The organism is Nocardia acididurans, from assembly GCF_016741815.1.
In the GTDB taxonomy this organism is placed as follows: domain Bacteria; phylum Actinomycetota; class Actinomycetes; order Mycobacteriales; family Mycobacteriaceae; genus Nocardia; species Nocardia acididurans.
Genome location: NZ_JAERRJ010000009.1, coordinates 373,371 through 393,913 on the forward strand (window position 1 = coordinate 373,371; position 20,543 = coordinate 393,913).

Below are 20,543 nucleotides of genomic sequence, written 5' to 3' on the forward strand. Positions count from 1 at the left end.
GTTCTTTTCGCAAGCAGAAAGGTTGCGGACCGAACGGTCCGAAGCCACGACTGTGCCCGGGTCCGCCCGGGCATCGAATTATGAACGGGTGAGCGCAGTGCCGACCGGCAAGGTGAAGTGGTACGACGTCGAAAAGGGCTTCGGCTTCCTTTCCCAGGATGAGGGTGAGGACGTCTACGTTCGATCGTCGGCGCTGCCCGAGGGTGTCGAGGCGCTCAAGCCCGGGCAGCGGGTGGAATTCGGAATGGCCGCGGGCCGTCGCGGACCGCAGGCGCTCAGCCTCAAACTGCTCGAAACCCCTTCCCTGCGAAACAGTTCCGAGCGCGGGGAACGCGGCGAGCGGGGCGGCCGCGGCAAGGGCGCCGACGGCGCGCCCATCCAGCGCAAGTCGGCCGACGAACTGCACGGCCTGATCGGCGACCTGATCACCCTGCTGGAGACCAAGGTTCAGCCGGATCTGCGCCGCGGCAAGTACCCCGACCGCAAGACCTCCCAGCGCATCGCCGAGGTCGTGCGCGGCGTCGCGCGCGAGCTCGACCACTAGGTCGCGGCGAAAACGCTTCCAGGACAAGCGAAAGGGCTCCGTGAGCGGTTGTGCTCACGGGGCCCTTTCGCGATGTCCGCGCCGAGCGTGCCCCGCTCGGTGACCGGGCTTCGGCGCGACGCTCAGGCGGCTACGCGCACCGACCACGCGGCGTGCGGGATGTAGCCCTCTTCACCGGTTGCCATGTCCCGCGCCAGAATCGGCAGATCCAGCTCGACGCCGACCAGCGGCAGCTCCTGCAGCGACGGGATGCGGATCGCGCTCGGCGACTTCTTCACCGTCTTGAAACCGGTCCAGCTCAGCTCGCGGTGCTCGGTCTCGAAATCGCTCTTGGTGAACTGCTGGCGCACCAGCCTGCCGTCCGGCGTCTGGTAGACGGCGGTCAGCAGCCACGGCGCGTTCACCACCTGCTTGGGCAGCGACAGCTGCAACGGGTATCCGCCCGGGATGTTCAGTTCGGCGGACGTGCCGGTGCGGCATTCGGTTCCCTCGGAGCACACGACGCCGTCGGGCAGTTGCTCGGCCGCGATGTCGGCCGGCAGCACCAGGCAGTCCTGCATGCGGGTGTTGCAGTACATGTACGGCTCCACCACGACCGACCTGCCGTACGCGTAAGCGGTGATATCCGGTTCGTGCTCCGGCGCGTCGCGGACCGCGAGGGCGACGACGGCGGCGACGGCTGCCACGAAAACCAGCAGTGCCGCTCCCGCTAGCGCGGCGATGGTGCGGGCGTTGGGTGTGCTCACCGGTAAGGGTTCCTGTCCGTCAGGGGGTGGCTTCCCCGAGCCGTTGAGCGCCGGGGATCTCCTGCTTCGCATGCTGTGGTCGATTGCCACCCAAACCGGGCAGCAGCGAATGACCACGGTAGCTGACCACCGTTTGGATCAAACCGAGCGCCATGACACCGGCGACGATGGCGAAACCCTTCCACCAGACGGTGGGCAGCAGCACGCCCATCGCGCCGCCGAGCACCCAGGACAGCTGCAGCACCGTCTCCGAACGGCCGAAACCGGAGGCGATGGATTCCGGCGGCAGATCGTCCTGGATGGAGGCGTCCAGCGACACCTTCGCCAGCGCGCTCGCACCCGCCGCGACCAGGGTGGCGACCGCCGCGCCGATCAGATTGCCGAAGACCGCGGCCAGGGCGGCGATGGCCACACAGCCGATGGTGCACAGCAGCACGATCAGCGTCGGGCGGCCGAGTTTCATGCGCGCGCCGGTGGCATTGCCCACGAAATTGCCGATGGCGGCGGCCGCGCCGACCACGCCGAGCATGGCGGCCTGCTGCACCGGGCGATGCTCGGTGGCCTTCGCGACGAAGGCCACATAGAAGGTGAGGAAGCCGGTGAGGACGCGAATGGTGCCGTTGCCCCACAGGCCCGTCACCACCGAACGGCCCAGGGGCTGACGGCGTTTCTTCGCCGGGACGTCGGTGGCCTTGGCCGGGTCGAGGACCTCGGTGTGCTTGTCGTCGCCGTGATAGGACAGCGTCGCGGGCACCTCGCCCTCGGTCACCTCCACCCAGGACGGAATGTGCAGGCTCAGATACGCACCCGCCGCCGCCAGCACCGCCGCGAACAGCAGCGCGCCGGTGGATCCGGTCGCGATGGCGATGAGCCCGGCCACGCCGCCCGCGCCCAGCGTGCCGCCCACCAGACCGAAGACGGTGAGCCGGGAGTTGGTGCGCACCAGGTCGATTCCCGGTGGCAGGACGCGTGGCGTCACCGCGCTCTTGAGCACCGAGAACGATTTGCTGAGGATCATCATGCAGAGCGCGAGCGGATACAGCGCCCAGTTGTCGATATTGAAGATCAGCAGCAGCGCGATGAAAATGCGCAGCCCGAACGATCCGGCCAGCGCCAGCCTGCGCCCGCGCTGTAGTCGATCGAGCATGGGCCCCACGAACGGCGCGATCACCGCGAACGGCGCGATGGTGATCAGCAGGTAGAGGGCCACCTTGCCCTTGGATTCGGCGGTGGCGCTGGCGAAGAACAGCGTATTGGCGAGCGCCACGGCGATGGCCGCGTCGGTCGCGAAATTCGCCATGGTCGCGTACACCAGCGAGGTGAGCCCGGATTCCTCCGCGCCGTCGGCCTTCGCCGCGCGCTGGAAGGTCGCGAACCCGCGCTCGGTGAGTTCGATACTGCGTCGCGCCGCCACCCGCGTCACGGTCAGTTTCCGCGGCGGCTTGTGTAGTCCCGGATTCGACGGCGCGTCCTGCTCACCCACGGCGTCCTGCGAATTCGCCTGCGGGTGCGCGTCTTCGGGTTCGGTGGTCGGCCACGGCTGCGTGGTACCCGCTGCGCCCTTGCGCATGCGCGGATCCTGCGGTGGCGCGCTGCCCGGCTCCTCGGCGGAGCGCTGCTGCCACCGCGATCCGGTGACCCGGGTCTGCTGGGTGTCGGCGGGCGGGGATTCCATCGGCCGGGTCGGCGGGCGGCGCGCCAGGAACTCCGGTACGTCCGGTTCGTCGCCGCGCGGCGGTTGCGGCCTGGCCGCGGGCCGGTTGGCGGGCGGGTACCGGTCGTAGCCGGGGTGCCGATCGATGAGGGGAGACTCCTCGTCGCCCCACCGACCGGGGTCGGCGCCTGGGTCACGGGGAGCTGTCACGCCCCCAATTCTTGCAGTGTCGAACGACTGCGGCGCGACTACCGCCGGTGTGGCCCGCCACAAACCCTCATTCGGGGACGAACCGGACCTCGTAGGAGGTGGGCCAGTTCTTGCCGGTGAGGAGGAAGCGGTCGGTGCCGGGGACGGCGGCGATGCCGTTGAGGACGTCGGCGCCGGCGGGGCGGGAGCCGCGCGGGAGCAGGCCGGAGGCGTCGATGACGGCCAGCACCGCGCCGGATTCGGGGTCGATGCGCAGGATGGTGTCGGAGGGCCAGGCGTTGGCGTAGACGGAACCGTCGGGGGCGCAGTCGAGTTCGTTGAGGCGGGTGTCACCGTGGGAGGTGAGGGTGACGGTGCGGACCGGGGCGAAGGTGTCCGGATCACGGAAGGTGAGGGTGTCGGTGCCGTTGCTCATGACGACCTGGTTGTTGCGGGTGCACAGGCCCCAGCCCTCGCCGTCGTAGCCGGTGCGGCGTAGTTCGGCGAGGGTGCCCGGGTCGCGGGCGATGGCGATGCCCTCGGTGTAGGTGACCTGCCACAGGATTGTTCCGGTGTTGGTGATGCCCTCGCCGAACAGGGGCGCGGGGAGGTCGGCGCGGGTCAGGGGCGTGCCGTCGGCGGCCGTGGTCTGGATGAAGGAGCGGCCGGACAGGCCGGTGCTCTCGTAGAGAATTCCGTCGTGGAATTCCAGGCCCTCGGTGAACGCGGAGGTGTCGTGCGGGCGTTCGGCGACCACCTCGACCCGCATACGCGGCGTGTCGTCTGGTTTGCCGCATCCGGCCGTGGCGGCTGCCAGTCCCAGGGCTGTGGTCAGCGCGATCGAGACGGTCGCTACCGGTGCGCGGCGATTGCGTTCCATACGGCAAAATGTAGGGCGTGAGCGCGGTTGGAGTTTCGGAGTCCGGAGTGCGGCCGATCCTGGCGGAGGCTGTGGAGCTGGCCCGCCGTGCTCTGCTGGAGCTGGAACCTGTGGGTGTGGGCGCACATCTCGGCGTGACCGCCGAGGACGATGCCGCCGCCACCCACCACTTCCAGGCCACCCTGCCCGGCTATCACGGCTGGCAGTGGGCGGTCGTCGTGGCCGCGCCGCCGGAGGCGACCCACGCCACGGTGAGCGAGTCGGCCCTGCTGCCGGGCCCCGACGCCCTGGTGGCCCCCGACTTCCTGCCCTGGGATCAGCGCATCCGCCCCGGCGACCTCGCCCCCGGCGACCTGCTGGCCCCGCCCGCCGACGACCCCCGCCTGGTCCCCGGCTACATGATCACCGGCGACCCCATCGTCGACGACACCGCGACCGCCCTCGGCCTCGGCCGCTCCCAGGTCCTGTCCCGCGAGGGCCGCGAGGAAGCAGCCGACCGCTGGTTCTCCGAATTCGGCCCCGACACCGATATGGCCCGCGCCGCCCCCTCCACCTGCGGCGTCTGCGGCTTCTTCGTCCCCCTGGCCGGTTCCCTCCAGGCCGCGTTCGGCGTCTGCGCCAACGCCATGGGCGCCGACGGCCGCGTGGTCCACGTCGCCTACGGCTGCGGCGCGCACTCCGACACGGTCGTCCCCACCGGCAGCGGCTCCCCGCTCTACGAGGCCTACGACGACGCCGCTGTGGAAATCGTCCCCGCCGAGGAATTCCGCAAACCCGAACCCGCCGCCGAGACGATCGCCGACGGCGCAGCGGCAGCACCGGAAGCCACCCCCACCATCGCCGCGGACATCGCTGCGGCCGAGACGCCGGAAGCCGCTGTGGCCGAAACCGCTTCGGTGGTCGTTCCCGCGCCGGAATCCGATGCGCGGGTCGCCGACGCGGCACCGGCGGGCACCCTGTTCGACCTCGACGACGCCGACGCCCGCAATACCGACGCCTGGGTCGTCACCGCGGTCAAGGTGGAGTCCGAGGCGGCCGAGCCCGGAGCCGCGGAAACCCGCTAGGCGGACCTGATTCACCGGCCGCGCCCGGTCCCTTGCTCGCCGGGCGTCACGGCGGCGTCGTCCCGGCTTCCACCCGTATTCGAAACCGGCTGATCCCGTCCGGTGAGACCCACCGGCGTCGACTGTGGGTTCGCCGGGTCCGGTGGGTACGGTCTCGGGGCGAGTGATGCTGTGACTAGCGGCGTGGTATCGGCCGGAAGAGGTGTGGGATGAGCATGGGTGATCCGTTCGGTACCGCTGAGCTGCGGGCGGGAGTGGTTGCGGCGTGGCGGGATTCGCCCACCCGGTTGCGGGAGGACGCTGCCACCGAGGCCGATCTGGTGCGGGCGGGGTACCGGGATCGGGTGCTGACCGAGCTCGCGCAGAACGCCGCGGACGCCGCCGCGAAAGCGGGGGTTCCGGGGTTCGTCGCCGTGTGGCTGGACGGGCATACGCTGCACATCGCGAATACCGGGGTGGGGCTGGATGTTTCGGGCGTGCACGCGCTGACCGCGCTGCGCGCCTCCGCGAAGGGAGCGGGTGACGCCGCGGTCGGGCAGTTCGGCGTGGGGTTCACCGCCGTGCTGAGTGTTTCCGATGAGGTCGAATTCCGGTCCGCGAGTGGGTCGGTGCGGTTCTCGCGGGAGGAGACGTGGGCGGCGCTCCGCGCCGAGGGCATCAAGATTCCGGAAGGGGTCGAGGATTTCCGGCCGCCCGCACTGCGCCTGGCCTGGCCGCTCGACGCGGCCCCGGCGAGCGGATTCGACAGTGAGATCGTGCTGACACTGCGGGCCGAGGTGGATTCCGCCGCCCTGCTGGCCGGGATGCGGGCGGAAGCCGTCGATCTGCTGCTGGAACTGCCCGTGCTGCAACGTATCCGGATCGGCGCGGACGAACTCGTCAGCACGGTGCGGGATCTCGGCGCGGAGGACATCCACGGCGCGGCGGCGACGGATCGAACCGACGCCCTCGACGCGGCCCTGGCGGCCCTGCCGGACCCGGACCTGGGAGCCGTATCGGCTCTGATGGACCCGGATTCGGGAGCCACATCGACGCCGGCGGGCGCGGACCTGGGGGCCGCGCCGGGCCTCGCGGGCGCGGACCTGGGGGCCGCGCCGGGCCTCGCGGGCGCGGATTCGACCACCCCGGCCGCGAGGACCGCATCGACTGCCGAGGGCGACAGCGGCGTGGTTCAGCTGGATCTGCTGTCCATGGGCGAAGACGAGACGGATACGCCGCGGTCGTCCGCGAGCCGCGTGGCGGAGCCGGAACAGCCGACCACGGCCGGGGGGCTCGGCGGCCGGCATCTGCCTGATGCCGCCGCCCCCGGGGCCCGGGGTTCGTTCGCGGGCACGGGAACTCCCGGGCTGCAGGAGCTGCGGATCACGGGTGATGAAGCGGGCGAACAGATTTGGTGGCAGTACCGGACCGGCCGGGCCCGGTGGCTGGTGCCGGTGCGGGACGGGCGCGCGGTGGCCGCCCGCCCGGATGTGCTGCGCGCGCCGACCCGATCGGACGAGGAGTTGTCGCTGCCCGCGATACTGATCGCGGACGTGCCGATGCAGCCCGATCGGCGGCGGCTGCTGCCCGGGGCGCGAGTGGCCGAATTGGCTTCGGGGTACGCGGAATTCGCACGGGCACTGCCGATCCGGGATCGACTGGTGCTGGTGCCCGCGCCGGGCTTCGCGCGCAGCGAGGTGGACGGGCTGCTGCGTGAGGCGCTGGTCGCGGAACTGCGCGCGGGGGAGTGGCTTCCGGTCGTCGGCGGCGCGGCGGCGCCCGGCGCGAGTAGCCGCCTGCCGGGTGAACCGGTGCTCGCCGACGAGATGGTGCGCGCTGATGATGTGGTGCGCATGGGCGAGACGGCGCGCGCTGACGATGTGGTGCGCGTGGGCGAGACGGTGCGCGCTGATGATGTGGTTCTCGCGGGCGATGCGGAGCGCGCCGGCGCTGCGGCGCAGCGACCGCCGTCACGGCCGGCCGCCGGTACCGCGGGCGATGGCGGTCATGCGGCCACCAGCGCCGTTCCGGTCGCGGCGGAGTCCGCTGTCTGGTCCGCCGCTCCCGGGCGGGTGAGTGTGTTCACCGGCGTGACAGTCGAATTGGCGCCGTTGCTGGCGGAATTGGTTGGTCCGCTGGTGATTCCGGAACTGTCCGGCCGGGCGCTCGCCGATGCGCTGGCGGTGCTGGATGTGCACCGGATCGGGCTGGCGCGGATCGCGGAGCTGTCGGGGAGCCTGGAACGGGAACCGCAGTGGTGGTATTCGCTGTACGACGCACTGGACTCGTTCGTCACCGATCCGCTGGCGGTGGAGGAGCTGGGGGCGCTGGCGGTACCCCTCACGGACGGCCGGACGGTGACCGGGCCGCGCACCACGGTGCTGGACGATCATCTGGAGTCGGCGATTCCGGTGCACTGGGCGCGGCTGGTGCATCCGGAGGCGGCGCACGAGCTGCTGGGCCGGTTGGGGGCGCGACCGGCGACCTCGGCCGATCTGCTGAATGATCCTGCGCTGCAGGCGCATCTGGAGGACGACCCGGCCGATCCCGATACCGTGGATTCGGTGCTGGCCCTGGCCGCGCACGCCGATGCCGCGCCGGGTGAACTGCCCTCCTGGCTCGGCCTGATCGAATTGCCGGACGAGACGGGCGAATTGCTGCCCGCCGATGAACTGCTGCTGCCCGGCGCACCGCTGAGCCGGGTGCTGGTGGCCGATTCGCCGTTCGGCACGATCGCCGCCGACGCCGTGGAACGCTATGGCGCGCAGGCCCTGCGGGCCGTGGGCGTGGGCTGGGGCTTCACCCTGGTGGGCGAGGAGGACCCCACCGGCCCGGATCATCACCTGGACGACGAGGAGTCCTGGTGGGATTCGCTGGCCGAGGATCCGCCGCACCTGCTCGCCGTGCGCGACCTGGATCTGGTGGACGACGCCGAATGGCCGGAAGCGTTGCGGCTGCTGCTGTCCGAGGAGACCACCCGTCCCCTGCTGGCCGATCGGGACGGTTACACCGCCTGGTGGTTGCGCCATCACGCGCATATCGACGGCATCACACTGGGTCTCATGCGGCATCCGGAGGATCGCCTGTGGGCGGGTCTGCTCCCGCAGCTCCCGGGTTTCGCCGAACCGGATCTGACGGTGCTGCGCGGTGTGCTCGCCGCCCCGCAGGAGCTGAACGCGCAGCTGGCCGAGGAACTGCTGGACGCCCTCGCCGATCCGGCGAAAATCCCTGGCCCGGAAGCGATTTCGCTCACCTACCAGCTGCTTGCCGAAACCGTGGCCGCCGGTCGCCTGGATGTGGAGGACGTGGTGCTCCCGGACAAGGTTCGCGCCATCTCCGGTGCGGTGATCGACGCCGCCGACGCCCTGGTCCTGGACGAGGCGCATTTCGGGCCGGCCCTGCCCGCCGGCCGTCTGGTGGTGGGCGATATCGATTCCGCGCACGATCTGGCGGATCTGCTCAATCTGCCCGTGGTGTCGCAGGCCGTCACCGCCGAGGTGGTCGGCGCGGGCCGCGAAACCACCTGGGCCGCCGACCCGCTCGGTGTCCTGCTCGGCCTGCAGTTCGGTTCGTCCACGCGCACGGGCGATCTCGTCGTCCACGATGATCTGCGGGTGCGGTTGTCGGGCGCGTACGAGGGCACGGTCGCCGTGTCCTGGTGGGAGGACGGCGACGTCACGCATGTGCAGGCCCAGCCTCGGCTCGTTTGATCAGAGCGGAAGGCCCGCGCCGGAACTGTTCCGGCGCGGGCCTTTTCGGTTCGGGGAGGCGGTGCTCAGGCCGAGTGCGTGGCGACCATGGCGGCGAGGACGTCGAGCTGCTCGCGTACGGCGGCGCTGTCGTTGTCGACGAGCCAGCGCAGCACGATGCCGTCGATGGCGGCGAGCATGAAGCGGCTCAGGGTGCCGACGGAGGTGTTCCACGAGCAGCCGGTGGCTTCGCGGGCGTGCTCGAGGATGTCGGCGACGGTGGAGTCGTTGAACGTGTACTGCTCGCGGGCGATGGCGAGTTTTGCCGGAGTTGTTTCACCTTCGCGGAGTGCGTAGGTGGTGGTTTCGTAGGTGAGTAGTTGTCGTTCCGGTGTGGCTTCGATGTTGAGCCACATGAGTTCCAGTCCGGCGCGCACCAATTTTTGAAGCGCTTCTTTTCCAGTTCCGACGTCCTGCCAAACCGCTTCGTTGGCATCGACGGAATCGCGCAATTCCATCGAGAGGGCCTTGACCAGCTCTGTCATGAGCTGATCCTTATTTTCGAAACAGTAATGCACCACACCGAGGGAAACACCGGCTGCCTGCGCGACATCGCGGGTGGTAACCCCTGCCACGCCCTTTTTTTCGGCAAGGCCGATGGCTGCCTCGATAAGGTGGGCCCGTCGTTCTTCGACGCTCAATCGGGAGGACACTCCGCAGAGTTAAGCGTCAAGTAAGCGCGCAGTCAATTCGCACGCTCCGAAAATCTAGACTGGACGGATGTCCAGTTGCGTGGTTCGATCCCAGACAAGACGTGAGGAGGCGCGAATGGTGCTGTCTGACAACGCAACGGGCGACCCGGCCGTGAGCTCGGCGGTTTCGCGCCGGACCGTGCTCGCCGGCGCGGCGGCGGGTACGGCCGCACTGGCCGTCGCGAGCACCGCCGCGGTGCCCGCGACACCCGCGCGCGCGGAAGGATCGGATTTCCGTATCGGAGTGGGCATTTCCGACATCACCGGTCCCGCCGCCGAATGCGGCATGATGGGCTATTCGCAATTCGGGCAGGACACCGCCGGAATCCACCTGCGCCCCCGCGCCCGCGCCTACGTCCTCGCGACCGCGCAGCGCCGCATCGCCTACGTGGTCGCCGACAACGGCATGATCTTCCAATCCGTGCACCGCGGCGTGATGCAGGAACTGGCCCGGCGTTTCGGCGACACCTACACCGAGCAGAACGTCCTGCTCACCGCCACGCACTCGCACGCCACCTGCGGCGGGTCGGCCCACGACTACGCCTACAACCTCTCCATCCTCGGCTTCCAGCAGCAGGTGTACGACGCCGAGGTGAACGGCATCGTCGAGGCCATCGCCGCCGCGGACGCCGACCTCGCGCCCGGCACCCTCGCGCTCGGGCGCGCCGAATTGCACGACGCCAGCGTCAACCGCTCCCGAATCGCCTTCGACCGCAATCCCGAAGCGGATAAACAGCATTTCCCGAATGCCATCGACCCGGCCGTCACCGTGCTCTCGTTCCGCAAAGGCGGCAGGCAGGTCGGCGCCATCACCTGGTTCGCCACCCACAACACCTCCATGAGCAACACGAACCGGCTCATCAGCGGCGACAACAAGGGCTACGCCTCCTTCGCCTTCGAACACGGTGAACACGGCGTGCGCTACCTCGACGGCGCGGATTTCGTGGCCGCCTTCGCGCAGACCAACTCCGGCGACATGTCACCGAACCTGAACCTGTCGCCCACCTCCGGTCCGACCGAGAACGAATTCGACAACACCCGGATCATCGGCGAACGCCAATATCACGCGGGCAAAGCCGCTCTCGCCGCCGCGAGCCCGATGAACGGCGGCATCGACAGCCTGCTCTGCTACATCGACCTGTCGAATATCGCCGTGGACGGACGCTGGACGCCGCACGGTCAGCCGCGCACCACCGCCCCGGCCTGCGCGGGAGTATCGCTCATCGCGGGCAGTATCGAGGACGGTCCGGGTCTGCCCGGCGTCCCGATCCCCGAGGGTGTGCGAAATCCGTTCGTGGACGCGCTAGGTGGCGCGAGCCAGCCCGTGCCGGACTGGCTCGCCGATGCGCAGGCGCCCAAGGTGGTCGTCGCTCCGCTGGGCCTCATGCCGCCCGCGGCCTGGGTGCCGAGTGTGGTGCCGATTCAGCTGGTTCGCCTCGGCGATCTCTATCTGGCCTGTGGCGGAGCGGAATTCACCATCGTCGCGGGATTGCGCATCCGCCGGGCGGTGGCCGCCGCCGTGGGCGTCCCGCTCGAGAATGTGCTCCTGCAGGGTTACGCCAACGCCTACCACCAATACGTCACCACCCCCGAGGAATACGACGCCCAGCAGTACGAGGGTGGCTCAACCCTGTACGGCCGCTACACGTTGTGCGCCTACCAGCAGGAATTCGACCGCCTCGCAACGGCTTTCGCCGCCCGCCAGTCGATACCGCGCGGCCCCGCGCCCCGCGACCTCTCGAATACGCAGCCCAATCTCGTTGCGGCCCCGGGTCCGGACGCCGTGCTGCCCGGCCGCGCCTTCGGCGATGTCCTCACCGGTCCCGCCCCCGCCTACGCGCGCGGCGAGCAGGCCGCCGTCGAATTCCTGTCCGCCCACCCGAAACACGGCACCCGCCGCAACGGCACCTTCCTGGAAATCCAGCGCGCCACCGGATCCGGCTGGACCCGCGTGGCCAACGAGGGCGAATGGGACGTCAAGTTCTACTGGTCCCGCCCCGCCGCGAACGTCTCCGCGGCCCGCTTCACCTGGGACATCCCCGCCGACGCCACCCCCGGCCGCTACCGCTTCCAGCACTACGCCGACCAGCTCGCCGCCGACGGCACCGTGCATCCCTTCACGGGCACCAGCCCCGAGTTCGACATCACCTGACCCGACTCCGGGCCATCGAGATCAGGGAGAGCCGGGGTGGGAATATGCCGAAATTCCCACCCGGCTCTCCCTCATCGGTTCAGAGGCCGAGTTGGGCGCCCTTGTCGCCGCGGCGGGCCGAGCGGCGTTGCAGCGCGAAGATCGAGTAGGCGAGCAGGCCCACACCCATGCCCATCAGGCAGACGGGGCGGGCGGTGGCCCAGGCGTCGTTGAGGAAGACCGCGATCGTCGCGATCAGGAAGCCGAGACTGCCGATGGCGAGTACCGGGCGCGGGTCGGTGAAGCGCGGCGGGATCTCCGGGACGGGGGGAGTCGCGGGATTGGTCACGGGTTCAGGGTAGTGGGTCGGCCGGCGGCATGCGGGGCATGAGCGGGGCCTTGCGTACCGGTAGGTTCGCCACCTGGGGCGGAAATGGATCTTGCGTGGTGGGACGGTGTGGGGCGGAGCGCGCGAACAGGCGACTCGTGCGCGAACGTTCCCGTATCGTTTGCCTCTGTGACAACGCCTTCCGACATTCGAGCGCTCGCCGGTGACCTCTCACTGGCGGTGGTGCGCTTGACGCGACATCTGCGAGGCAGGCGCGCCGATGCCCAGATTTCGCTGACCCAGCTGTCGGCGCTCGCGACCCTGAATCGGGACGGCGCCATGACGCCGGGCGCGCTGGCCGCCAAGGAGCGGGTGCAGCCGCCGTCCATGACCCGGGTCATCGCCTCGCTGTCCGACCTGGATCTGGTGGAGCGCAAGCCGCACCCCACCGACGGCAGGCAGATCATCGTGTCGCTGTCGGAGGCCGGGCGCGCCCTCATCGCCGACGAGACCCACGCCCGCGAAGCGTGGATGACCGAGCAGCTCGCCACCCTGCGCCCCGATCAGCTGAAGGTGCTGAACGAGGCCGTCGGCATCATGAAGCAGATCGTCGACGAGTCGGAGTGACGATCAGGCTGGCACGCGCTGGCCGAAAGCGCGGTCGCTGGGGACGATTTCGCGGCCCAGGGGGAACAGTGAGATCGGGATGAGCTTGAGGTTCGCCCAGGCGAAGGGGAGGCCGATGATCGTGATGGCCAGGGCGATGCTGGTGGTGAGATGTCCCAGTGCCAGCCACCAGCCGGCGACGATCACCCAGATGATGTTGCCGATCAGCGACCCCGCGCCGGCGGTGGGTTTCTCCACCGCTTCGCGGCCGAAGGGCCACAGCACATAGCCGGCGATCCGGAACGACGCGATTCCGAACGGGATGGTGACGATCAGGATGCAGCAGATGATTCCGGCGATCACGTATCCGATCGCCATCCAGAATCCGGCCAGCACGAGCCACAGGACGTTCAGGACCAACCGGATCGCGCTCATATTTCCAGCATGCCAGCCCGGCCGCTCGGCGACCACCAACGCCGAGTGACCGGTCGGTGTGAATACCGCACAGTGCGGGTACGGCATCGTGAAACGCCCTGTTCAGCGTCCCGCTGCGAATTCGATCACTGCTAACGTCACGCTATTGCGGCACTACGCAGCTCTTACTGATTTTCATGGACGTGGTGGAAGGCGGGAGCACATGGTGGGCAATCGAATGCGACTGCGAGCGGGCGCGACCGCACTGGCACTGGCCGCGGGTGCGCTCACGGCCTGCGGCGACGACTCCGATTCCGCGCCCACCCCGACCACCATCCCGATCGACGCGGGCGCGGGTCCCGCCCGCAATCCCTATCTGGCGGCGGACAAGTACTCCGTCACCCACATCGACCCCGCGAACACCGACAGCTTCCCGGATCCCGTGCCGCGCGGCACTTTTCACATCGATCCCGCGCAGATGCCCAGGGTGCCGGGCGGTCCCGTGAACGTCATGACCCTGGCCTCGACCTCCCCGGACCACCGCTGGGTCTCCTCCACCTCCGGCCCGCGCTACGTCGATGTCTCCGGCGGCGGCTTCCGCCAGGTCGCGTCCCTGGATACCCCGGGCGTACAACCGATTTCGACGCAGGCCTTGGATCGGGTCGTCGACGGGCAGTACACCGACACCGGGCAGATCTCCGACGCCATCCGGCAGAACTGGAACGGCGTCGACTCCGAGCGCATCGGCAACGGCATCTACAGCGTGGTCGACAAGGACAACCGGCTCTACTACGTCAACCAGCGCGCCGAACTGTTCGTCTTCGGCCTGAAGAACAAGAATCGGCCCGAGGACGGCATCGAGATCCTGGCCCGCCGCGACTTCGTGCCGCTGCTCACCGACAGTCCGACCACGCTCGGCACCCCGGAGATCATCGTCGGGGTCGGCATGACCTACGACGGGCACCTGGTGGTGCTGGGTTCGCGCTCGCTCTACGTGCTTGAGCGGAGCCTGCGCGGCGATCCGGAACGCCTGCGGGTCTCCGACAACGAGACCGTCTCGAACTCCATGGCCATCGACCCGTTCGGCGGCATCTACTTCGCCTCCGACAAGGTCATGCGCAAGGTTGTGTGGAAGGACGGGGAGCTGTCCACCGACACCGCGGACGGGGCGTGGGCCGCGCCCTACGACTACGGGCGGCAGCCGCCGAGTGTGAAGTTCGGGATCGGCACCGGGTCCACTCCGGCGCTGATGGGCTGGGGTGACGACGAACTGGTGGTGCTCACCGACGGCGCCGACCACATGAAGCTGGTCGCGTTCTGGCGCAACGAGATTCCCGACTATGCGCAGCCGGTGGAAGGCGCGCGATCGCCGCGTATCGCGGGGCAGATCCCGGTGACCGCCGGGCTGCGCGAGCCGCTGCCCGAGTTCATCCAGTCCGAGCAGTCGGTGACGGTGCAGGGTTACGGCGCGTTCGTGGTGCAGGATGTCGGCGCGGCGAGCTCCCAGGACCGGCTGGTCGATCTGCTGGCCATCGGCCCGGTGTCCGCGCCCGCGTACGGCGTGCAGCGATTCGAATGGGATCCCATTGCCCACCGGTGGAATTCGGTGTGGGAGCGGGGTGACGTGATGTCCGGGTCCATGGTGCCCGGCGTATCCACCACCACGGGAACGGTTTTCGTCAACGGCTACTACCCGGCAGACGGGTGGGAGGTCACCGGCATGGACTGGCACACCGGAGAAACCGTGCACCGCACCATTTTCGGTCGCACCAACCGCGGTAATGCGTCCTACTCGCAATGCGAGGCCTTCCCGAACGGCGACCTGCTGTTCAACAGCATCTCCGGGCCGTTCCGGGTCAAGATCTCCGAAAAGTAATACCCCCGCGCCGTTCCGGTGAACGGCGCGGGCGCGCTGTCAGAAGAACCAGCCCAGTTCCGGGTCGCGTTCGGTGGCGAAGGCGTCGTCGAAGGCGCGCAGCGTGGCCGCGTCCTTCACCTGGATCCGGTTGGCGGCGGCGAAGTTCCGGGCCCGATGCCCGCCGAAGTACAGGCCGCCGAGCACGTCGATGCCGAGTTCCAGATCGGCGGCGCGGTCGGTGCGCTCGCATGCGGCCACGCCGTCGCGCACCCGCAGGGCGAAGCTGCCGCCCGCGTTCCGGAACGGATCATCCACGGCCACAACCACATCCAGGTCAGAACGGTAGCTCCGGGCGGTGAGCGCGGCCGGAACGTCCATGACACGCGTCCACAGGCTGTCGTAGCGGTGCGTGAACTTCACCAGGCGCGGGTTGGTCACCAGATAGGGCAGCGGATCGTCGTCGGCGATATCGGCTTCCACCTTGGTCACCAGATCCATGCTGAGCAGCACCCGCCACAGCGCGATGTGCGCCTCGGCGGTGACGGCGCGGAATTCGTCCACGCGCAACAGGTTCTCGCCCTCGTCCTTCCACTGCCGCCGGTACAGCACGTAACCGTCGGGATGGGTGAGCACGAACAGGGTGGTCGCGCCGTCGCGATAGCGTTCCGGATCGCCGAACCAGATGTTCCAGTTGGCGTCCGGGCGGACCTGCCCGCCGGGGGTGAGCCGCCGCCACCGGTCGTAGACCTCGCGGATGTGCGGCTTGGCCTCGTCCAGGGTCGCGATGCTCACCCCGCCGGGATCCGGTGTGCCGGGCCGGAATTCGGCGCGGCGCGGGTCGATCTCGACCTCGTTGGAATAGATGGAGGTGCTGTAGCCGAAGCGGCCGTAGATGGTGCCCTCGCTGGCGGTGAACATGGTCAACGGGACGCCCTCGGCTTCGGTGCGCTCGTGCTGAGCGGTGTAGAGGGCACGCAGGATGCCGCGCCGCCGGTGGGTGGGGGCGACGGTGACCGAGGAGACGCCCGCGGCCTGCACGGTGTTGTCACCCGGGACGGTGACGGTCATGGTGCGGTCGACGGTGTGGCCGACGACCCGAGCGCCGTCGACCGCGACGATCGCGCGTTCGATGGGAAACAGATCGGGGATGTGATCTTTCTCGGGCTGGTCGTAGCGTGTACCGAAGGCGGTTTCCGCCAGGTTCACGATCTGGGACCAGTCGTCCTTGGTGGCCGAGCGCACGGTGATGCCATTCATAGCCATGCCCCGGACGATGCCACGGACGCGCCGTGTTCCGCATCTGAATATTCCGGGCGAGTCGCCAGTGAAGGCCACCTGTCACCCCCTCCGTGGCAGGTGACCTTCACACCGATCACTATGCCGAGGGGCGCTGATGAATCGCTTATGAACCGCTAATGCCCCGAACCCCCGCATCGAAAAACCCGCTCTCTCGCATTGCGAGAGAGCGGGTTTCGTGGTTTCGCGATCAGCGGGTCTGGATGCCGTTGTAGTCGCGGGCTTCGTAGCCGGTGTAGATCTGGCGCGGGCGGCCGATCTTCAGCGGCTCGCGGTGCATTTCGCGCCAGTGGGCGATCCAGCCCGGCAGGCGGCCCATGGCGAAGAGCACGGTGAACATGCGGGTGGGGAAGCCCATGGCCCGGTAGATGACGCCGGTGTAGAAGTCGACGTTCGGGTACAGGCGACGCTCGATGAAGTAATCGTCGGTGAGCGCGGCCTCTTCGAGGGCCTTGGCGATGTCGAGCAGCTGGTCGTCGCCGCCGATCTTCGACAGGATCGAGTCGGCGACCTTCTTGACCAGCATGGCGCGCGGGTCGTAGTTGCGGTAGACGCGGTGCCCGAAGCCCATGAGCTTCACGCCGTCTTCCTTGTTCTTGACCTTGCGCACGAACTCCTTGACGTCGCCGCCCTGCGCCTTGATGTCGTCGAGCATCTCGAGCACGGCCTGGTTCGCGCCGCCGTGCAGCGGGCCCCAGAGCGCGTTGATGCCGCCGGAGACGGAGGTGAACAGGTTGGCGTCGGACGAACCGACAAGGCGCACAGTCGAAGTGGAGCAGTTCTGCTCGTGGTCGGCGTGCAGGATGAGCAGCATGTCCAGCGCCGCGGCGACCTCGGGGTCGACCTCGTACGGCTCGGCCGGGAAGCCGAAGGTCATGCGCAGGAAGTTCTCGACCAGGCTCAGCGAGTTGTCCGGGTACAGGAACGGCTGGCCGACCGACTTCTTGTAGGCGTAGGCCGCGATGGTGGGCAGCTTGGCCAGCAGTCGGATGGTGGACAGCTCGACCTGCTCGGGATCGCGCGGGTCCAGCGAGTCCTGGTAGTACGCGGACAGCGCGTTCACCGCGGAGGACAGCACCGGCATCGGGTGCGCGTTGCGCGGGAAGCCGTCGAAGAACCGCTTCAGATCCTCGTGCAGCAGGGTGTGCCGGCGGATCCGGTTGGTGAAGTCGTCGAGCTGGGCCTGGGTCGGCAGCTCGCCGTAGATGAGCAGGTAGGAGACCTCGATGAAGGTCGACTTCTCCGCCAGCTGCTCGATCGGGTAGCCGCGGTAGCGCAGGATGCCCGCTTCACCGTCGATGTAGGTGATCGCCGACTTGGTCGACGCGGTGTTCATGAAGCCGGGGTCGTAGGTCACGTACCCGGTGCTGGCGAGCAGCTTGCCCAGGTCGATTCCGTCATTGCCCTCGGAAGCCTTGGCAACGGTCATCGGGTACTCGCCGCCGGGGTACGACAAGACCGGCTTGGCGTCGTCGTCGACGTTGATGATGTTCTCAGCGGGCACGGAAGGATCCCTCTCAGGCTTGAAACCGTAGGCACAGGACGCGGTCGGCGTACGGTGCGCTTGCCTGAAGGCTAGTCGCTGTCCGGTTGGCCCCACTAATGAGGGTCGGCGTTTGCTACCTCACAGTCACATGACAACGAGGTGAGGCGCGGCGCGGTTCTGTGCTAGTGCCGTGAACCGCGACCGCGCCCCTGGTCAGTCGCTATGGGCAGGGCCTGCCCGGAACTGTGATCAGTACTCGTTGCAGACGGACTTCAGGATGGTGGAGTCGTGGTGCACGCGGGCGTTGTCCTCTGCCTCCCAGCGGGTGTCGCCGTAGCGGCCGTTGTACTCGCGGGCGAACTTGGAGTGCGAGACCGCGCCGCAGCCGGTGAAGGACACGAGGACCTCGCAGTTGGGTCCGTGGCACTGGTTCATCGCGGCGGCCTTGGCCTCGTCCTTGGTCGGGTAGTTCCAGGCCGAACCCATGGCGCCGTCGTCGGCGACGGCGATCGCGCCCCAGAGGGTCGGCGCGGCGTTGGCGGAAGCGGGAACCAGGACCGGAGCGATGGCGAGGCCGGCAACGGCGAGGGTGGAAAGGATGATCTTGCGCATGGTGGTAATTCCCCCGTATGGAATCAATTTGTCGGGATTGACCGTGTTCAGGTCGCGTGGACTCTAGCGTCAGTTTCCGTTGCCGGACAAGGAGAAAACTAGCGCGACTCACCTGTGAAAGATCTTGGAACTTCCTTAAAATGCCAGGTCAAGCCGTCTGTGGAACTGAGTGCGCCTGAGCCACGCGGTACCGCACGAAGGCGGGGAAAGCCAATGCCGACAGCATCATCCCGATAACCACCAGCGCGCCGCCACCCGCGGCCGCCGCCGCGGTACCGACCGCCGCCGCCGCGAAACCGTGTGCCACATCGCCGATCCTGGGACCGCCCGCGACCACCACGATGAACACGCCCTGCAACCGTCCGCGCATCTCGTCGGTGGCCACCGACTGCAGCATGGTGGTGCGCAGCGCCGCCGAGAACATGTCCACCGCACCGCCGAAAGCCAAGCAGGCGAACGCGATCCACAGCGCCACCGTGACGCTCAGCGCATGTCCGGCCGCGCCGACCGCCAGCCCGAACCCGACCATGCCCAGACCCCACAGCACGATCAGCCAGATCACCGCCAGGCCCTGCTGGCGAATCCTGGTGAGCCAGCCGGAGAAGACGCCGCCCAGCACCGCGCCCACCGACATGGCCGCGAACAGCAGCCCCAGCGCGTGACCCGAGCTCGCGGTATCGCCGAAACTGTCCTGCGCGATCTGCGGGAACAGTGCGCGCGGCATGCCGAACACCATGGCCACCACATCGACGGCGAAGGACGCCAACAGGATTCGCTGTGTAGCCAGGTAGACGAAGCCGTCCGCCACCTCGCGCAGCCCGGCGCGGCGGGTGTCGCCGGTGGGCGGAATGGGCGGGAGCTTCCAGATGGCCCACAGCGTGGCCAGCAGCGCGATGGCATCGAGCAGATACAGCAGGGCCAGGCCGCTGACCGGGATCAGCATGCCCGCCACCACGGGTCCGGCGATGGCGCCGAACTGCACGACCGTCATGCTCAGCGAATTCGCCGCGGGCAGTTGATGTTCCTCGAGCAGCCGGGGATAGATGGCGGCGCGGGCGGGCTGGTTCACCGCGAAGAACGCCTGCTGGACGGCGAACAGCACCAGGATCAGCCACGGGCTGTTCACCCCGGCGGCGGCCTGCGCCCAGAAGGCCAGCGCGGTGACGCCGGTGCCCGCGCTGGTGATCAGCAGCAGTGTGCGGCGGTCCATGGCGTCAGCGAGCGCGCCGCCCCACAGGCCGAACACCACCAGCGGCACCAGGCCGAACAGTCCGGCCAGACCGACATAGGACGAGCTGTGCGTGATGTCGTACAGCTGCTTGGGTACCGCTACGACCGACAGCTGCGCCCCGATGACGGTGACGATCCCGGTGGTCCACAAGCGTCTGAAGTCGGGATGCCGGAGCGGGGTGATGTCGGCGAGCAATTTCACTGACAGGAGATTAGCGGGGTGAATAGTGGTCCGACGAGGATTTTCCGGTGATTCATCCCACGATTCAGACTCTTGCCCTGCGGTTTCAGGGCTGCAGGCGCTCGACCTTCATCGCGCCCACATCCGTGTTCCCCGGCTCCACGCTCACCCGGATCCGGTTGTGCATGCGGCTGCGCCGCCCCTGCCAGAACTCCAGGAACTCCGGCTGCAACAGGAACCCGCCCCAGAACGGCGGCACCGGAATCTCCTCGACCTCGGCGAAACGCGCAGTGACAGCGGTCAATTGACGATCCAGCTCGGCCCGCGAGGCGATCGGGCGGGACTGCTCCGAGGCCCACGCACCCAGCTGCGAACCACGCGGGCGCGAATGCCAGTACAGCGCCGTGACCTCGGGTTCCACCGGCCGCACCGGTCCGCGCACGATGATCTGCCGCCCGAGTGCGGGCCAGACGAAGGTCGCCGACGCGTACGGGGTCGCCAGCAACTGCCGGCCCTTCGACGAGTCGTAATTCGTGTAAAAAGTCACACCCTCCGGGGAGAGCCCTTTGCACAGCACGGTCCGCGAGGCCGGGCGCGGGCCCGATTCGGTGACCTCCACGGTGGCCAGCACCATGGCGTTCGAGTCGGTGATCCCGGCGCTAGTCGCATGCTCTATCCAGTTGCGCAGCAACGGTTCCCAGCCGTCGGAGAGCCAGCTCTCGTCCAGGTCCGTTTCGATGCCCGGATGGTTGTCTCCGGCGTCCACGCCGTACTCGACGCGCAGGGCCGCGATATCGAGGTCGACGGTGACATCGTGCGCCTCCGGCGCAGTGGCGGAATTCTCCTGGTCACCCATGGGCCAGACGTTACTCCGGGGTAATCCGAGCGTTAAGGTCTTAGTTGA

At 68.6% G+C, this 20,543-nt stretch carries 17 protein-coding genes; 6 read left to right on the top strand and 11 right to left on the bottom strand.

Features of this window, described 5'->3' with window-relative positions:
• Window positions 1-97: 97 nt before the first annotated feature.
• Window positions 98-544 carry a cold-shock protein gene (locus JK358_RS24900; protein WP_201951532.1) on the top strand — a complete coding sequence of 149 codons (447 nt, stop codon included), beginning with the start codon at window positions 98-100 and terminating at the stop codon, window positions 542-544.
• 122 nt (window positions 545-666) lie between these two features.
• Here the strand turns inward: JK358_RS24900 and JK358_RS24905 are convergent, their stop codons facing one another.
• From JK358_RS24905 to JK358_RS24915, 3 genes are all read right to left on the bottom strand, one after another.
• A complete protein-coding gene (locus JK358_RS24905; protein WP_201951187.1) occupies window positions 667-1,290 on the bottom strand; it encodes a DUF2771 family protein in 624 nt (207 codons plus the stop codon).
• A gap of 19 nt (window positions 1,291-1,309) precedes the next feature.
• Window positions 1,310-3,154, bottom strand: coding sequence for an MFS transporter (locus tag JK358_RS24910; protein WP_307817714.1), 1,845 nt, complete (start codon window positions 3,152-3,154; stop codon window positions 1,310-1,312).
• A 67-nt stretch (window positions 3,155-3,221) separates the two neighbouring features.
• Entirely contained in the window at window positions 3,222-4,013 is a 792-nt protein-coding gene (locus JK358_RS24915; RefSeq protein ID WP_201951198.1) for a glutaminyl-peptide cyclotransferase, read from the bottom strand.
• Between the two features lie 17 nt (window positions 4,014-4,030).
• Between JK358_RS24915 and JK358_RS24920 the strand changes: the two genes are divergently transcribed.
• Together JK358_RS24920 and JK358_RS39435 are read left to right on the top strand one after the other, a co-directional pair.
• Window positions 4,031-5,077, top strand: a complete 1,047-nt coding sequence (locus JK358_RS24920; RefSeq protein WP_201951200.1) for a DUF3027 domain-containing protein — start codon at window positions 4,031-4,033, stop codon at window positions 5,075-5,077.
• 209 nt (window positions 5,078-5,286) lie between these two features.
• A complete protein-coding gene (locus JK358_RS39435; protein ID WP_232851792.1) occupies window positions 5,287-8,766 on the top strand; it encodes a sacsin N-terminal ATP-binding-like domain-containing protein in 3,480 nt (1,159 codons plus the stop codon).
• Between the two features lie 65 nt (window positions 8,767-8,831).
• Here JK358_RS39435 and JK358_RS24935 read toward each other — a convergent pair whose 3' ends face one another.
• Complete coding sequence (locus JK358_RS24935; protein ID WP_232851793.1) at window positions 8,832-9,446, bottom strand: TetR/AcrR family transcriptional regulator; 615 nt, start codon at window positions 9,444-9,446, stop codon at window positions 8,832-8,834.
• 127 nt (window positions 9,447-9,573) lie between these two features.
• Between JK358_RS24935 and JK358_RS24940 the strand changes: the two genes are divergently transcribed.
• Window positions 9,574-11,649, top strand: a complete 2,076-nt coding sequence (locus tag JK358_RS24940; protein ID WP_201951204.1) for a neutral/alkaline ceramidase — start codon at window positions 9,574-9,576, stop codon at window positions 11,647-11,649.
• Between the two features lie 79 nt (window positions 11,650-11,728).
• On the opposite strand, the gene JK358_RS24945 is transcribed toward JK358_RS24940, so the two are convergent.
• Window positions 11,729-11,977, bottom strand: a complete 249-nt coding sequence (locus tag JK358_RS24945; protein ID WP_201951215.1) for a DUF2530 domain-containing protein — start codon at window positions 11,975-11,977, stop codon at window positions 11,729-11,731.
• A 168-nt stretch (window positions 11,978-12,145) separates the two neighbouring features.
• Here JK358_RS24945 and JK358_RS24950 point away from each other — a divergent pair, with 168 nt between their 5' ends.
• Window positions 12,146-12,583, top strand: coding sequence for an Rv0880 family HTH-type transcriptional regulator (locus JK358_RS24950; protein ID WP_307817715.1), 438 nt, complete (start codon window positions 12,146-12,148; stop codon window positions 12,581-12,583).
• Window positions 12,584-12,586: 3 nt separating this feature from the next.
• Here JK358_RS24950 and JK358_RS24955 read toward each other — a convergent pair whose 3' ends face one another.
• Window positions 12,587-12,997 carry a YccF domain-containing protein gene (locus JK358_RS24955; protein WP_232851794.1) on the bottom strand — a complete coding sequence of 137 codons (411 nt, stop codon included), beginning with the start codon at window positions 12,995-12,997 and terminating at the stop codon, window positions 12,587-12,589.
• Between the two features lie 202 nt (window positions 12,998-13,199).
• Between JK358_RS24955 and JK358_RS24960 the strand changes: the two genes are divergently transcribed.
• A complete protein-coding gene (locus tag JK358_RS24960; protein ID WP_201951219.1) occupies window positions 13,200-14,852 on the top strand; it encodes a hypothetical protein in 1,653 nt (550 codons plus the stop codon).
• Window positions 14,853-14,891: 39 nt separating this feature from the next.
• On the opposite strand, the gene JK358_RS24965 is transcribed toward JK358_RS24960, so the two are convergent.
• The 5 genes from JK358_RS24965 to pdxH form a co-directional block, all read right to left on the bottom strand.
• On the bottom strand, window positions 14,892-16,097 hold the full coding sequence (locus tag JK358_RS24965) for a GNAT family N-acetyltransferase (RefSeq protein ID WP_201951222.1): 1,206 nt from the start codon (window positions 16,095-16,097) through the stop codon (window positions 14,892-14,894).
• Between the two features lie 223 nt (window positions 16,098-16,320).
• Window positions 16,321-17,634 carry a citrate synthase gene (locus JK358_RS24970; RefSeq protein WP_201951232.1) on the bottom strand — a complete coding sequence of 438 codons (1,314 nt, stop codon included), beginning with the start codon at window positions 17,632-17,634 and terminating at the stop codon, window positions 16,321-16,323.
• Between the two features lie 231 nt (window positions 17,635-17,865).
• Window positions 17,866-18,228, bottom strand: a complete 363-nt coding sequence (locus tag JK358_RS24975; RefSeq protein WP_201951235.1) for a DUF4189 domain-containing protein — start codon at window positions 18,226-18,228, stop codon at window positions 17,866-17,868.
• Window positions 18,229-18,376: 148 nt separating this feature from the next.
• Window positions 18,377-19,660 (bottom strand): MFS transporter, encoded by a 1,284-nt coding sequence (locus JK358_RS24980; protein WP_201951237.1) that lies wholly within the window; start codon window positions 19,658-19,660, stop codon window positions 18,377-18,379.
• An 85-nt stretch (window positions 19,661-19,745) separates the two neighbouring features.
• Window positions 19,746-20,495, bottom strand: coding sequence for a pyridoxamine 5'-phosphate oxidase (pdxH, locus tag JK358_RS24985; RefSeq protein WP_201951239.1), 750 nt, complete (start codon window positions 20,493-20,495; stop codon window positions 19,746-19,748).
• Window positions 20,496-20,543 lie beyond the last annotated feature (48 nt).

Bases quoted from the DNA above. Each gene is read 5' to 3' on its own strand.
- JK358_RS24915 (WP_201951198.1), bottom strand. From the start codon at position 4,013: ATGGAACGCAATCGCCGCGCACCGGTAGCGACCGTCTCGATCGCGCTG.
- JK358_RS39435 (WP_232851792.1), top strand. From the start codon at position 5,287: ATGAGCATGGGTGATCCGTTCGGTACCGCTGAGCTGCGGGCGGGAGTG.
- JK358_RS24940 (WP_201951204.1), top strand. From the start codon at position 9,574: ATGGTGCTGTCTGACAACGCAACGGGCGACCCGGCCGTGAGCTCGGCG.
- JK358_RS24955 (WP_232851794.1), bottom strand. From the start codon at position 12,997: ATGAGCGCGATCCGGTTGGTCCTGAACGTCCTGTGGCTCGTGCTGGCC.
- JK358_RS24960 (WP_201951219.1), top strand. From the start codon at position 13,200: ATGGTGGGCAATCGAATGCGACTGCGAGCGGGCGCGACCGCACTGGCA.
- JK358_RS24965 (WP_201951222.1), bottom strand. From the start codon at position 16,097: ATGGCTATGAATGGCATCACCGTGCGCTCGGCCACCAAGGACGACTGG.
- JK358_RS24975 (WP_201951235.1), bottom strand. From the start codon at position 18,228: ATGCGCAAGATCATCCTTTCCACCCTCGCCGTTGCCGGCCTCGCCATC.
- pdxH (WP_201951239.1), bottom strand. From the start codon at position 20,495: ATGGGTGACCAGGAGAATTCCGCCACTGCGCCGGAGGCGCACGATGTC.